Here is a 14,751-nt window from a genome sequence, read left to right on the forward strand (position 1 = left end):
CGTGAGCGGACTGGCCGCCGACAGAACCCGAGAGTACGGGCAACACCGGCATTGGGAACACGGGTACCGGTAGGCTCCCGGGTGCCGACCCGTCCGACCAGTTCGAGTATAGGTGCAGGTCGCCGCGGCGCCCCTCCCCCGAGTCCTGTGCGCCAGAACGCAATTCGACCAGCAGGTCGGGTTCGCGACCCGACCAGGCCTGGTCGATGACGTTCGCCGTTTTCGGGCCGACGGGTCCATGGCTCCGGTGTGCCCGGCCGGGTCAGAAGAACTGGCCGGCGATGAACCCCGCGAGCAGCACGGCGAACCCCCCGATTTCGCCGCCGATGAGCAAGGCCATCGAGATCTCGATTCCCCGGTTGGGCTGCTCGAATTGGTTGACGGTGTCGCGCCGCGCCCCGTGGCTGATGTAGCTGAGGATGGCGCCGACGAAAAAGAAGACGACGACGCCCGCCGCCGTCAGGTTGACCCACGCCGGCCAGGCGCTGAGTTCGACGAAGACGGCCAGCAGCAGCGTCGCGAACGAGTAGAGCAACGCCGCCCGGTGCGCGATGTCGACGTACGGGTGGGCGCGGTGATCCTCGGCGGCCATGATCTGGCGGTATTTCCAGACACCGAGAACCAGGGCGAGCAAGAAGATCAGGCCGGCCGCCAGCAGGGTGATCCTGGTGTCCAGGCCCAGGGTGTAAGTCATCGTGCGACGAGTTTAGTTTCCCTTAATAAAGCCGGACTAACGTCGGGGTCATGCGATTCGCGTTCAAAACCTCACCCCAAAACACCACCTGGGCCGACATGCTCGCCGTCTGGCGGGCCGCCGACGACATCGAGGTCTTCGAGTCCGGGTGGACCTTCGACCACTTCTATCCGATCTTCTCCGACAGCGACGGGCCCTGCCTCGAGGGCTGGACGACGCTGACCGCGCTGGCCCAGGCCACCACGCGGCTGCGGCTGGGCACCCTCGTCACCGGCATCCACTACCGCCACCCCGCGGTGCTGGCGAATATGGCTGCGGCGCTGGACATCATCTCGAACGGACGCCTCGAACTCGGGATCGGCGCCGGCTGGAACGAGGAGGAGTCGGGTGCCTACGGCATCGAGTTGGGCTCCATCAGGGAGCGCTTCGACCGGTTCGAGGAAGCCTGCCAGGTGCTGATCAGCCTGCTGAGCGAGGAGACCACCGACTTCGCCGGCACGTACTACCAACTCAAGGGCGCCCGCAACGAGCCCAAGGGCGTGCAGCGCCCGCACCCGCCGATCTGCATCGGCGGCAGCGGCGAGAAGCGCACGCTGCCGATCACCGCGCGCTACGCCCAGCACTGGAACTTCGCCGGCGGGCCGCCCGAATTGTTCGCGCAGAAGCGCGACGTGCTGGCCGCGCGGTGCGCGGACATCGGGCGCGATCCCAAGGAGATCACCATGTCGGCTCATCTGCGCCTGGAGCCGGACCTGGACTACGGGAAGGTCATGGCGGACGCAGCCGCACTGGCCGTCGAGGGCCTGGACCTCGGCATCGTCTACCTGCCCCCGCCGCACGACGCGGCCGTCCTGGAACCACTGGCCGAGGCCATCCGGGATTCCGGGCTAGCAAACGGATAAGCGGGGATAAGCCGGAGCAAACCCGGCGGCGCGCTTGGATGGGGCGACTACACCCCGAACAGCATCAGCTCTTCGGCGGTGATCAGGCGCTCTTGCTTGGCGGGGAACTCGCGGCTCTTTACCGGGTGACGTAGCCATGACCAGGCGATTCGCCCCATCCGCGACCGAGGTACCGGGTTGACATGCACAGTGACCACTCCTGCGATCGGTCCGTTCTGGCGGGACTCCCCCGTGACTACTCTGTGACAGAGCCCACAACGAACCATTAGACAACAATCGTCTGGCAAACGTGGGCAGAAACGCCGAATTGAATTCTTCTGTTTCTGGTGTGACTGATGTGACTACGTAAGGGGGGCTGCCGTCGGCTTGATGGGCGCCGGCAGCGCCGTCGAACCCATCAAAAATCGGTCCACGCCCGCCGCGGCCGCCCTGCCCTCAGCTATCGCCCAAACGATCAATGACTGGCCACGACCCATGTCGCCGGCAACGAAAACACCTGGGACCGAGGTGTCGAAGTCGGCGCCGCGCGCGACGTTGCCACGGTCGGTCAGCTTCACTTCGAGGTCGGTGAGCAGGCCCGGCTTCTCGGGTCCGACGAACCCCATCGCCAGCAACACCAGATCGGCCTCGAGTTCGAAGTCGGAACCCTCGACTTTGACGAACTTGCCGTCCTGCATCGTCACCTCGTGCGCCCGGAGGCCGGTCACGCGCCCGTCCTTGCCGACGAACTCCTCGGTGTTCACCGAGAACACCCGCTCGCCGCCCTCTTCGTGGGCCGAGGACACCCGGTACATCAGGGGGTAGGTCGGCCACGGGGTGGATTCGGCGCGCGCGTCCGGCGGGCGCGGCATGATCTCGAACTGGTGCACCGCGATCGCACCCTGCCGGTGCACGGTGCCCAGGCAGTCGGCCCCGGTGTCACCGCCGCCGATGATGACCACCTTCTTGCCCTTGGCGGTGATCGGCGGCTCGCCATCCTCGCCCAGGACGTCGTCGCCCTCCTGGACCCGGTTGCCCCACGGCAGGAACTCCATCGCCTGGTGGATCCCGTCCAACTCGCGGCCGGGGATCGGCAGATCTCGCCAGGCGGTGGCCCCGCCGGCCAGCACCACCGCGTCGAAGTCGGCGCGCAGCTGTTCGGCCGTGATGTCGACCCCGACGTTGACGTTCGGCCGGAACTCGGTGCCCTCGGCGCGCATCTGGTCCAGCCGCCGGTCCAGGACGCGCTTTTCCATCTTGAATTCCGGGATGCCATAGCGCAGCAGGCCACCGATGCGGTCGTCGCGCTCGAACACGGTCACGCTGTGACCGGCGCGGGTCAGCTGCTGGGCCGCGGCCAAACCGGCGGGCCCCGAACCGACCACGGCGACCGTCTTCCCGGTCTGCTTGTCGGGGGGCAGCGGCACCACAAAGCCTTCCTCGAAGGCCCGGTCGATGATCTCCAGCTCGATCTGCTTGATCGTCACCGGATCCTGGTTGATGCCCAGTACGCACGCCGGCTCGCACGGGGCCGGGCACAGCCGCCCGGTGAAGTCCGGGAAGTTGTTGGTGGCGTGCAGCCGTTCGATCGCGTCGCGCCAACGGCCCCGACGCACCAGGTCGTTCCACTCCGGAATCAGGTTGCCCAGCGGACACCCGTTGTGGCAGAAGGGAATTCCGCAGTCCATGCAGCGGGTCGCCTGCTCGCGCAGGGTCTCTTCGTCGAAGTCCTCGTAGACCTCGTTCCAATCGCGCAGTCGCAGCGGGACAGGCCGGCGCTTCGGCAATTCCCGATGTGTGTATTTCAGGAAGCCGCTCGGATCAGCCATGCGCGGCCGCCATGATCGCCTTGTCGATGTCGACGCCGTCACGCTCGGCCTGCGCGATCGCCTGCAGCACGCGTTTGTAGTCCCGCGGCATCACCTTGACGAAGTGGCGGCACTGGCCGGGCCAGTCGGCCAGGATGCGCTGGCCGACAGCGGAATCGGTGGCATCGACGTGCGCCTGGATGGTGGCGTGCAGGTACTCGGCGTCGTCCTCGTCGAGCGTCTCGAGCTCGACCATTTCGGCGTTGAGGTTCTGCGGCAACTCGCCCTCCGGGTCGTACACATAGGCCACGCCGCCGGACATGCCGGCCGCGAAGTTGCGCCCGGTGCGGCCCAGGATGACGACCTTGCCTCCGGTCATGTATTCACAGCCGTGATCGCCGACGCCCTCGACCACGGCGTGGGCGCCGGAGTTACGCACCGCGAACCTCTCGCCGACGACGCCGCGCAAGTAGACCTCCCCGCTGGTGGCTCCGAACAGGATCACGTTTCCGCCGATGATGTTGTCCTCGGCGACGTAGTGCTGCGGCGCGTTGTCCGACGGGCGCACCACGATCCGGCCGCCGGACAGGCCCTTGCCGACGTAGTCGTTGGCGTCGCCGTAGACGCGCAACGTGATTCCCCGGGGCACGAACGCGCCGAAGCTGTTGCCCGCCGATCCGTCGAAGGTGATGTCGATGGTGCCGTCCGGCAAGCCCTGGCCGCCATAGGCTTTCGTCAGCTCGTGGCCGAGCATCGTGCCCACGGTGCGGTTGACGTTGCCGATCGTGGTGGAGAACCGGACGGGCTTGCCGGAGTCCAGCGCCTCGCGGCTCATCACGATCAACTGCTGATCGAGCGCCTTGTCCAGGCCGTGATCCTGTCGCGAGCTGCAGTACAGGTCCTGGTTCATGAACGCCGACTCCGGCTCGTGCAGCACCGGCGCCAGGTCCAGCTTGTGGGCCTTCCAGTGCGCCCGCGCCAGCGTCGTGTCCAGCGATCCCACCTGCCCCACGGCCTCGTTGAAGGTCCGGAAGCCCAACTGCGCCATGTACTCCCGGACCTCTTCGGCGATGAACATGAAGAAGTTCTCGACGAATTCGGGCTTGCCGGTGAACCGCTCCCGCAGCACCGGGTTCTGGGTGGCGACGCCGACCGGGCAGGTGTCCAGGTGGCATACCCGCATCATGATGCAGCCCGCCACCACCAGCGGGGCGGTGGCGAAGCCGAACTCCTCGGCGCCGAGCAGCGCGGCGATCATCACGTCGCGTCCGGTCTTGAGCTGCCCGTCCACCTGAACCACGATCCGGTCGCGTAATCCGTTGAGCAGCAAGGTCTGCTGCGTCTCGGCCAACCCCAGCTCCCACGGAGCGCCCGCGTGCTTCTGCGAGGTCAACGGGGTGGCCCCGGTGCCGCCGTCGTGTCCCGAGATGAGTACCACGTCGGCGTGCGCCTTGGAGACCCCGGCCGCAACCGTGCCCACCCCGTTCTCGGACACCAGCTTGACGTGCACACGCGCCGACGGGTTGGCGTTCTTCAGGTCGTGGATCAGCTGCGCCAGGTCCTCGATCGAGTAGATGTCGTGGTGCGGCGGCGGCGAGATCAGCCCGACGCCGGGCGTGGAGTGCCGGACCTCGGCGACCCACGGGTACACCTTGTGCCCCGGAAGCTGGCCGCCCTCACCGGGTTTGGCGCCCTGGGCCATCTTGATCTGGATGTCGGAGCAGTTGGTCAGGTAGTGCGAGGTGACCCCGAAGCGGGCGGAGGCGACCTGCTTGATCGCGCTGCGGCGCCAATCCCCGTTGGGGTCGCGCTCGAAACGCTTGACGTCCTCGCCGCCCTCGCCGCTGTTGGATCGCCCGCCGAGGCGGTTCATCGCGATGGCCAGGGTCTCGTGCGCCTCGGCGGAGATCGAGCCGTAGCTCATCGCGCCCGTGGAGAAGCGCTTGACGATTTCGCTGGCCGGCTCCACCTCCTCCAGCGGAACGGGCGGCCGGACGTTGCCGCGGAACTTCAGCAGCCCGCGCAGCGACGCCAGCCGCTCGCTCTGGTTGTCGACCAGACGGGTGTATTCCTTGAAGATCTTGTATTGCCCGGTGCGGGTCGCGTGCTGCAGCTTGAACACGGTCTCCGGGTTGAACAGGTGGTACTCGCCCTCCCGGCGCCACTGGTATTCGCCGCCCACCTCGAGTTCGCGGTGGGCGCGTTCGTCGGGCCGGTCCAGGTAGGCCAGCGTGTGGCGGGTCGCGACGTCGGCGGCGATGTCCTCCAGCGTGATCCCGCCGGTCGGGCAGCTCAGCCCGGTGAAGTACTCGTCGAGCACGTCCTCGGAGATGCCGACCGCCTGGAACAGCTGCGCGCCGGTGTAGGAGGCCACCGTCGAAATGCCCATCTTGGACATGACTTTCAGCACGCCCTTACCGGCGGCCTTGACGTAGTTGTTCAGGGCCGTGTTGCGGTCGAAACCGTCAAAGACACCGCGGTCGAGCATGTCCTCGATCGACTCGAACGCCAGATACGGGTTGATTGCCGCCGCGCCGAAGCCGACCAGCGCCGCCATGTGGTGCACTTCGCGGGCGTCACCGGTCTCGACCACCAGGCCGACGTGGGTGCGGGTCCGGTCGCGCACCAGGTGGTGGTGCACCGCCGCCACCGCGAGCAGCGACGGGATCGGGGCCAGCTGATCGTCGGACTCGCGGTCGGACAGGATGATGACCCGGGCGCCGTCGGCGATCGCCGCCGATGCCTGCGCGCGCACCTTCTCGAGCGCGGCGGCCAGTCCGGAGCCACCCTCGGCGACGGGGTACAGGCAGCGAATCACCTTGGACCGCATGCCGTGTGGGCGCCCGTTGACCTTGTCGTCGGGGTTGAGGTTGATCAGCTTGGCCAGCTCGTAGTTCCGCAGGATCGGCTGCTGCAGGCGGATCTGGTGACAGGAGTTCTCGTCGGGGTTCAGCAGGTCGCGCTCGCCGCCGGTGGTGCCCTGCAGGCTGGTGACCACCTCCTCGCGGATGGCGTCCAGCGGCGGGTTGGTCACCTGGGCGAACAGCTGCTGGAAGTAGTCGTAGAGCATCCGCGGACGCTGAGACAGCACGGCGACGGGGGTGTCGGTGCCCATCGAGCCGATCGGCTCGGCGCCGGAGCGGACCATCGGCGCCACCAACAGGTTGAGTTCCTCGTAGGTGTAGCCGAAAGTCAGCTGCCGCTTGACGAGTCGCTCGTGGGGCATCCGGGCGTACTTGCCCGCCGGCAGGTCGTCCAGCGGAACCAGGCCCTTGTCGAGCCACTCCTGATAGGGGTGCTCGGCGGCCAGTTCGGCTTTGATCTCCTCGTCGGAGACGATGCGGCCCTGAGCGGTGTCCACCAGGAACATCCGGCCGGGCTGCAGCCGCATCCGGCGCACCACCTTGGCCGGGTCGAGGTCGAGCACGCCGGCCTCGGAAGCCATCACCACCAGGCCGTCCTCGGTCACCCAGATTCGCGAGGGGCGCAAGCCATTTCGGTCCAGTACGGCGCCGATGACGGTGCCATCGGTAAACGTCATCGACGCCGGGCCGTCCCACGGCTCCATAAGGGACGCGTGATACTGGTAGAACGCGCGCCGTGCGGGGTCCATCGACTCGTGGCGCTCCCACGCCTCGGGAATCATCATCAGCACCGCGTGGGCCAGGCTGCGCCCGCCGAGATGGAGAAGTTCGAGCGCCTCGTCGAAGCGCGCGGTGTCCGAGGCGCCCGGGGTGCAGATAGGGAACAGTTTCTCGACGTCGTCGCCGAAGAGGTCGGTCTTGATCAGCGCCTCGCGGGCCCGCATCCAGTTCTCGTTGCCGGTGACGGTGTTGATCTCGCCGTTGTGGGCGATGCGGCGGAAGGGGTGCGCGAGCGGCCAGGACGGGAAGGTGTTCGTGGAGAAGCGGGAGTGCACGATGCCGAGCGCACTGGTCAGCCGATCGTCTTGCAGGTCAAGGTAAAACGCCTTCAGCTGCGGGGTGGTCAGCATGCCCTTGTAGATAAACGTCTGACCGGAAAGGCTTGGGAAGTAGACGGTTTCGCGACCCGGGCCGTCCTGGCCGGGGCCCTTCGTTCCCAGCTCGTGCTCGGCGCGCTTGCGGACCACGTAGGCGCGGCGCTCCAGCGCGATCCCGGAGGCGCCCGTCATGAACACCTGCCGGAAGGTGGGCATCGCGTCGCGCGACAGCGCACCCAGCGACGAGTCGTCGGTGGGCACGTTTCGCCAGCCGATGACCTGCAGGCCCTCGGCCTCGGCGATCTTTTCCACCGCGGCGCACGCGGCCGCGGCGTCCCTGGACGACTGCGGCAAGAACGCGATCCCGGTGGCGTAGCTGCCCGCAGGGGGCAGCTCGAAATCCACGACCGCGCGCAGGAACGCGTCCGGGACCTGAATCAGGATGCCGGCGCCGTCACCACTGCGCGGCTCGGCGCCCTGGGCGCCGCGGTGTTCGAGGTTGAGCAGCGCCGTGATCGCCTTATCGACGATGTCTCGGCTGCGACGGCCGTGCATATCGACGACCATGGCTACCCCGCACGAATCGTGCTCGAACGCGGGGTTATATAACCCGGCGCGCTTGGGCGTCATATGCACCTGCCCCTTCAACCAGAACGTTCTTCGCTGCCGTTACGAGCGGCTCCGCCGGGGCCGCAACCCCGTGGGGTTGCGGGCTTCGGACCCGTTAGGCCCCTTCGGTCTTGTCGATCGGCTGTCCCCCAGGCGGGGACGGTCCGTCAGGGATTCGTCCGTGCAGCGCTGAACGGTGGCCTGGAACTGGCTTCGACAAGTCGTAAAACGATATGACAATACCCGCCTGACATGCCAACTTCGTTAAGTCTAACCGCCAACTGGCAGCGGCGTAAATTCGCTGCAGCGGGCGATCGGCAACGTCGCGACATGGATGTTTTCGGTTTGATATTTCCCGGCCCCGGCGTCGATGCTACCGAACCGCTTGACGGATCTGCCAATCGCGCAAGTTTGCTGTGATCGCGCATACGCCCGGCGGCCCGCGTGCCCGGAGCCACTCACGCCGCGTGCTCAGCCTACGGCCGGGCGAGTCGCAGCCCGGCCGCCGCGGGCCCCGCCGAAGTTTGCGCGTTGGCGGGTGACCGATACTGGTTTGATACTGGTCCGGCACCCGAGGAGCCCATGAACGAGCGCGACCAATTCCTACGGGACCGTCTGCAGCCCGACCAGCCCGGGGTGCCCGCGATGCGCCCGCCCGGTCCCCCACCCGCGGGTCCCCGTCCGGTGGCGCCGGCCGCCCCGGCCGTCGCGGCCCCGCATGTCTCGAGACCCGCGCCGCCCCGTCCCCCGGCCCCGGCCCAACAGCCACCCCGTCCCGGCGCCCCGCCGGGCCCCGACCCGCAATCGCCCCGCCAGGCCCCGGCCCCGGTCCCGCCGCACCCCGAGGCGCCGTCCCGGCCGCAGACCCCACCCGCGGTGCAACTGCCGGACCTGCCGGACCGGGGTTGGCGACGCTTCGTGCGGCTGGCCACCTTTGGTCTGATCAACCCGGGGCCCTCGGCAGCCCAGCGTCAGGACGCCCAGTACGAGGCGGCCATCCGCGCCGCCCTTCATGGCACCTACAAGGTTGGCGTGCTGGGCAAGGGCGGCGTGGGAAAGACGTCGGTGGCCGCCAGCGTCGGGTCGCTGCTCGCCGAGCTGCGCCGCCACGACCACGTCGTGGCGATCGACGCCGATACCGCGTTCGGCCGGTTGAGCAGCCGGATCGACCCGCGCTCGAGCGGCTCGTTCTGGGAGTTGACCTCCGACAAGAACCTGCGGTCCTTCGCCGACGTGGTCGGGCGCCTCGGCCGCAACCCCGCCGGCCTGCACGTGCTCGGCGGCGAGCCGGCGGCCGGCCCGCGCCGCGTCCTCGATCCCGCGATCTACCGGGAGGCCGCGCGCCAGCTGGACCGCCACTTCACGATCTCGGTCATCGACTGCGGCTCCACGATGGATTCGCCGGTCACCCAGGAGGTCCTGCGCGATCTGGACGCGCTGCTCGTGGTGACCTCGCCGTGGGCGGACGGGGCCAACGCCGCCGCCAGGACCATCGAATGGCTGTCGGAGAGAGGCCAGACGGGCCTTCTGCGCCGCACCATCGTGGTGCTCAACGATTCCGACGGCCACGCCGACAAACGCACCCGGGAGTTGCTGGCCCGCGAGTTCGTGGATCACGGACAGCCGGTGATCGAGGTGCCCTACGATCCCCATCTGCGGCCCGGTGGCGTAATCGATGTGAACGGCGAAATGGCACCGGCGACGCGGCGCAAGTTCCTCCAGATCACCGCGACCATCGCGGGCCATTTCGCCGCACGGCCAGACTCGCGTCAAGGCCGCTGACCCGCACCCGCGCGCGCTGCGGGGTCGGCGACGGCCTCGATCTTGGTCACGAGGCGACCGCGCACCGTCAGCACGATCGCGGCGAAGAGCCGGCGGTCGGCGAAGGCCAGCACCGCCGGACCCCCCGCGGGACCGCTGACCAGGGTCACTCCCGGCCCCAGGTAGCGCATCAGGTTGGTGGCCACCGCGTGGGGACCATGGTTGATCTGTGGCGGCGGGGCCGGGTCGGCGACGACCGTGCCCACGCCCCAGACCGCCGGATCCAGCACTGCGGTCAATCCGGCGATGTCGCCGTTGGCGCACGCGGTGATGAACTTTTCGGTGACGAGCTGGTGCTCGGACGGGGCGACCTCGTTCAATTTCGGTTGTGCCGCAGTGAATTTGGTCCGGGCGCGCCGCGCCAGCTGACGGCACGTGCCGGCGGGGCGTCCCACGGTCTCGGCGATCGTGTCGAACGGGACCCCGAACACGTCGTGCAGCACGAAGGCGACCCTTTCACCGGGGCTGAGCCTGCGTAGGACTTCCAGCAATGCGGCACGGACCTCGTCGTCGAGGGTGACCCGATCGGCGGGGTCCGCGCGACGCGATTCCGGCTGCTGGTCGACCTCGCCCGGCCGCTCGTAGCGGGCGCGCGCCGAACGCACCTGATCGAGGCAGAGGCGGCTCGCCACCACCGTCAGCCAGCCGCGAACGTCGTCGATCTCATCGGAGTCTGTGCGCGAGAGCCGCAGAAAGGCTTCTTGCGCAACGTCTTCCGCGTCGCCGATGTCGCCGAGCATCTGGTAGGCGAGATTGACCAGATAGGGGCGGTGCAGGCGCCAGGCCTCAGCGACCTGGTCGCGGGGTGACGGCGACGTGTTCATGAACCTTCGACGATGCGGGGCGGCGAAAAGTTACGCGTTTCGGCTGTAACTTTCCCGGCTCCGGCACCGTCGTATGCGCAGTGGAGAAAACTCACGGAAGGACCCACCCCCATGACGATCGTCGTAACCGGAGCGACCGGCAACGTCGGGCGCCCGCTCGTCGCCGAACTCCTCGCCGCGGGCGCCCGAGTGCGCGCGGTCACCCGCACGCCCGCCGCCGGCTTTCCCCCCGAAGTCGAGGTGGCCGGCTCGGCGCTGGACGCGCTGCCGGGCGCCTCGACGGTATTCCTCAATTCGCGGGCCCTGGGCGAGCAGCTGGCCGCGGTGGTCGCCCGGTGCGGGCGCGCCGGGGTGACCAAGCTGGTTGCGCTGTCGGCGATCAACGCCGACGACGACTTCTCGCGGCAGCCCTCGCGCTTCCGCGGGGACCGCAATAAGGAGGCCGAGCAGCTCGTCGTGGAATCCGGTCTGGCCTGGGTGAGCCTGCGGCCGTCGGTGTTCGCGACCAACTTCGCCGGCATGTGGGGCGCGCAGCTCCGCGCCGGCGACGTGGTGGGCGGCCCGTACGCCGCGGCGTCGTCGGCGCCGATCGTCGAGAGCGACATCTCGGCGGTCGCAGCGCGCGCGTTGCTCACCGATGACCTTGTGGGGCAACGCATCCCGATGACCGGTCCACAGGCGTTCAGCAACGCGGAACTGGCCGGGGTCATCGGCGACGTCCTCGGCCGCCCGCTGCAATATCGGGAAGTGCCGGCGGAGCTGGTGCGGCAACGGTTCATCGGTTTGGGGTTCAACGCCGAGTTCGCCGATGCGTATATCGCCATGCTCGCCGAGACGCTCGACAAGCCCGCGCTGGTCACCCACGACGTGGAGAAGATCCTGGGCCGCCCGGCGACGCCGTTCGCGCAGTGGGTGTCCCAGCACCGCGACCTGTTCGCGAAGTCCTAGACATAAGGAGCTGACATGTCCGAACCACGTCCGCCGCGCTACCTCAGGCCGATGAACAAGGTGATGATGGCCGTCCAGCGGCTGGGGATACCGACCGGCCCGGCCATGGTGCTGACGGTGCCCGGCCGCAAGTCGGGCCGCCCGCGCAGCACGCCGATGACGCCGTTTGAATTTCAGGGCGGCCTCTACGTCGTCGCCGGCTACCCAGGCGCCGACTGGGCGGCGAATGCCCGCGCCGCCGGCACCGGCACGCTGAGCCGGGGCCGACGGTCGCGCGCCGTCCAGATCGTCGAGCTGGACCCCGAGGAGGCGCGGCCCGTGCTGCGAGCGTTCTCCACCGAGGTCCCGGTCGGCGTGGCGTTCGCGAAGCGCTCCGGGATGGTGCGCGACGGAACGGCCGACGAATTCGAGGCGCTGGCCGGCCGAGTCGCCGTGTTCCGGTTCGAGCCGAGCGTTGCGAGATGACGGGCATCCTTCAGCCCGGAGTGCCGTACCCCTCAGCGGGACGTGTTATCAGCCCCGATGCTGTCACGGCGTCTTGCCGGCGTACTTGAGGCCGAAGCGTTGGTCGAGCGTATCGACGACCAACCTGGCCGCGGGCCTTGTCTTTGAGGATCTCGGCCTCTACGTGCGGTCCTTTACGGTGGGGCGGGCGGGGCTCGAACCCGCGACCAACGGATTGAGTCCCTACCCGACCACTCCGTGACCAGGCGAAAAGGTTAGCCGATACTAGTGAAATTGCCTGTGAAGAAGCGTTTTTGGCCGTTGCCGGTACAGTTCCGGTACGTCGTGAGTACGGTTACAAATCGCCCCCGGGCCGCCGGGGTCAGATGGGTTCGGCGGCGTTAGCTTAGCTATAGCTGGCTACTGCCGGGACGCGCCGACACGTCGAGGAGGATGAGGTGTTGCGGCGCGTAGGTTCTCGGCGGTGGCCGACTCTTCACACACGCGGCTGCTCCGTGGTGGCTGGGACAACGACCTCGATGAGGCCTGAGGCTCAGCGCCTCCGACTTCGACGCTCAGGTGTTCATTTAGCATCCCGAGCCTGGGCATTGATTCGGCAAAAGCGCTCAGGGCACTCGCGGCTGCATAACGCTGCGGTTCCATCGCCGGGCAGTTGGTGCGTTGTCAGGGTTTCGAAGCGGCGGTTTGGCCACTGGTGATGCTGACCGGCTGTTCAGAGTGGCAGCGCGGGGCTCGAACCCGCGACCCAACGGATTACCAGACGGCTAATCCTGGCGGTTCCGGTTACGCCATATTAGCCGTTGTCGCGCAATAGCTTTCGTCCTCTCGCCACCCTGTTGGGTCCGGTGATCAACGCCCTGCCCAGCTCCCGCGCTTCGGCCGGCGTGATGGCCGGGTCGGGACAGTCAATGACATGGCTAGATCGTTTCCGCGATCCCGCGCGCGGCCTCCTGGTAGACGCGGATCACGCAGCTGCTGTCGTTGGGCTCGACCCACACGCCCTTCGGCAGCTCGGCCTCGGGGACTTCCCAGAGGGTCCCGCTCAACATGCCTCCGCACGGAAAGACCCACATCCATCCGTGCGGGCCTTCTTCCCACACGACCACGGTGCGCCCATACTCCCAGGTGTCCACCATCACGCGCGGCCGCTCCCAGTCGAACAGCGGCTGCTCGAACACCTTCAACAGCGCGTCGACCACCGCCCTGGCCTGCTGGGCCGTTGCCTGCTCTTTTTGGTGGAAGGGGGCAACTTTGTTCTCGGCCACCGCATTGCTCCTTCGATAGAGCGGAACCGGATGTTTCCAATGCTGTGGCAATGTCACGGAGTCGCCTAGCGTAATCGGCTACTCGAAAGCAGTCGGCCCGCTACCGAAGGGATGACGGGCCGGCCGTGCTTGACCGATGGAATCGGACCCGCCCCCACGAGGAGAGCAGGGGCGGCCCGATCAACTAGTCATACGCGGATTAAAGAAGACTTGGTTCCTAACGCCGCGCGGTCGGGTGGGAGCATGGCCCACCCCACGGCGCTCATCCAGCAGCGCATCCGCCACAGCTAGCGACGGCAGCGGGCAACCCCGCTCCCGAGCCGCACGGCGTAGAGCCGCCACCAACCGCAGCTCGGAGTCGATGACCTCCTCAATGCCCGGATCGACACGCAGGTTGCGTGCAACGGTTTTCGAGGCTGCGCGGCGGGTTGGCAAGCGTGATTCAGCCCTGTTGGGTCAGACCACAGACCCGGCGCACCGCCCACAGTCCTTGCGGTGTGCCAGGCCAATGTTTTTCCAACGCTTGGGGCCCGGCAGTACGCGCGACGATGCGCAGCATGATCGCGACGAGGACGGCGTCATCGACGAATCCGATGACTGGGATGAAATCCGGTATGAGTTGGATGGGCGAGAAGATATAGCCCAGCACCAGCACCAGCTCGACGCGGACCATCCGCGGCACCGCGCGGTCGGTGGCTACGCGCTTCAACAGCCGCACCAGATCGGGCAGCAACCGGATCATGTCGCCGACCCCGAGGTCGTCGGGTTTGGCCAGCCAGATCGCGGCAACCAGGATGAGCCAAGCCAGCGTGATGCCGCTGAGGACACCGACCAGAATCGACCACACCGCTGCATCCTCTCGCAGAACCGTCGCTGGGGCTAGTTCGCCGTTCACCTCAAGTTCAGACGTCGTTCGCCTTATCGCGCGACTGACGCGGGGTATCGCGCTGACACCTGTGAAGTCTGGTTCGAACGCGCCGGCCTGCTCATCGGCGCCGGGCCTTGGTCAGCAGCTATCGAGGCAACAGGTTGAGGCACAGCGAATTTCGTTTGCGCCACCCGCTGCCACCGCATCGTGATAATCACGCCCGACCACCACGCCCGCACCACCACCGACCCGACACCGCGCCCCCATCACGGTTCCCGCTGACATACGCACAAATTCGAGCCAAGTCGGGTCTAGAGTGCGTGGCGCATTTCCGCAACGGGCGCTGGGCGCGGCGCGTATAGCGGGACACCGGCTCCCCAGACCATGCGGCTTGCCCCAAAGTTGATAGCGCATACGCTACCGAATTCGTAAGTCACCTATGCCCCGAGTCATTCGGGGGCCTGGCGCCGGTGTGAATTCCAAATTCGCTGGTTCGCGCAGCCAGGCCAGCCGGCGACGGCCCAATTCACCGCCCGGATCAGGTCCTCGGGCACACCCAGGCCGCCGAGTGACCGCATGTGCTGGATGAACAGCCGCCCGGGAAAGG

10 protein-coding genes and 1 pseudogene are annotated in these 14,751 nt (G+C 67.7%); 4 read left to right on the forward strand and 7 right to left on the reverse strand.

The window, feature by feature from the left end; translation table 11 throughout:
• Positions 1-79 precede the first annotated feature (79 nt).
• A pseudogene (locus VMD50_RS19490) lies at positions 80-232 on the reverse strand (PHP domain-containing protein); the annotation flags it as partial.
• Between the two features lie 30 nt (positions 233-262).
• Complete coding sequence (locus VMD50_RS19495) at positions 263-694, reverse strand: hypothetical protein (protein WP_325429758.1); 432 nt, start codon at positions 692-694, stop codon at positions 263-265.
• Between the two features lie 50 nt (positions 695-744).
• On the opposite strand from VMD50_RS19495, the gene VMD50_RS19500 reads away from it, so the two are divergent.
• Entirely contained in the window at positions 745-1,596 is an 852-nt protein-coding gene (locus tag VMD50_RS19500) for an LLM class F420-dependent oxidoreductase (RefSeq protein ID WP_325429760.1), read from the forward strand.
• 341 nt (positions 1,597-1,937) lie between these two features.
• On the opposite strand, the gene VMD50_RS19505 is transcribed toward VMD50_RS19500, so the two are convergent.
• Together VMD50_RS19505 and gltB are read right to left on the reverse strand one after the other, a co-directional pair.
• Complete coding sequence (locus VMD50_RS19505) at positions 1,938-3,404, reverse strand: glutamate synthase subunit beta (protein ID WP_325429762.1); 1,467 nt, start codon at positions 3,402-3,404, stop codon at positions 1,938-1,940.
• Positions 3,397-7,974, reverse strand: a complete 4,578-nt coding sequence (gene gltB / locus VMD50_RS19510) for a glutamate synthase large subunit (protein WP_325429763.1) — start codon at positions 7,972-7,974, stop codon at positions 3,397-3,399. Before gltB ends, VMD50_RS19505 begins: the two co-directional genes overlap by 8 nt.
• Before the next feature lie 561 nt (positions 7,975-8,535).
• On the opposite strand from gltB, the gene VMD50_RS19515 reads away from it, so the two are divergent.
• Positions 8,536-9,735 (forward strand): MinD/ParA family ATP-binding protein, encoded by a 1,200-nt coding sequence (locus VMD50_RS19515; RefSeq protein ID WP_325429765.1) that lies wholly within the window; start codon positions 8,536-8,538, stop codon positions 9,733-9,735.
• Here VMD50_RS19515 and sigI read toward each other — a convergent pair.
• A complete protein-coding gene (gene sigI / locus VMD50_RS19520) occupies positions 9,723-10,598 on the reverse strand; it encodes an RNA polymerase sigma factor SigI (RefSeq protein ID WP_325429767.1) in 876 nt (291 codons plus the stop codon). The genes VMD50_RS19515 and sigI overlap by 13 nt on opposite strands.
• 111 nt (positions 10,599-10,709) lie before the next feature.
• On the opposite strand from sigI, the gene VMD50_RS19525 reads away from it, so the two are divergent.
• Together VMD50_RS19525 and VMD50_RS19530 are read left to right on the forward strand one after the other, a co-directional pair.
• Positions 10,710-11,546: an NAD(P)H-binding protein gene (locus tag VMD50_RS19525; RefSeq protein ID WP_325429769.1), complete on the forward strand. Its 837-nt coding sequence runs from the start codon at positions 10,710-10,712 to the stop codon at positions 11,544-11,546.
• 15 nt (positions 11,547-11,561) lie between these two features.
• The gene (locus VMD50_RS19530; protein WP_325429771.1) at positions 11,562-12,011 is read left to right on the forward strand and encodes a nitroreductase family deazaflavin-dependent oxidoreductase; all 450 of its coding nucleotides are present in this window, start codon (positions 11,562-11,564) and stop codon (positions 12,009-12,011) included.
• Between the two features lie 917 nt (positions 12,012-12,928).
• On the opposite strand, the gene VMD50_RS19535 is transcribed toward VMD50_RS19530, so the two are convergent.
• Positions 12,929-13,276 (reverse strand): hypothetical protein, encoded by a 348-nt coding sequence (locus tag VMD50_RS19535; RefSeq protein WP_325429773.1) that lies wholly within the window; start codon positions 13,274-13,276, stop codon positions 12,929-12,931.
• 442 nt (positions 13,277-13,718) lie between these two features.
• Positions 13,719-14,123: a YkvA family protein gene (locus VMD50_RS19540; protein WP_325429775.1), complete on the reverse strand. Its 405-nt coding sequence runs from the start codon at positions 14,121-14,123 to the stop codon at positions 13,719-13,721.
• Positions 14,124-14,751 lie beyond the last annotated feature (628 nt).

It is taken from the genome of Mycobacterium sp. (assembly GCF_035506235.1).
Taxonomy (GTDB): domain Bacteria; phylum Actinomycetota; class Actinomycetes; order Mycobacteriales; family Mycobacteriaceae; genus Mycobacterium.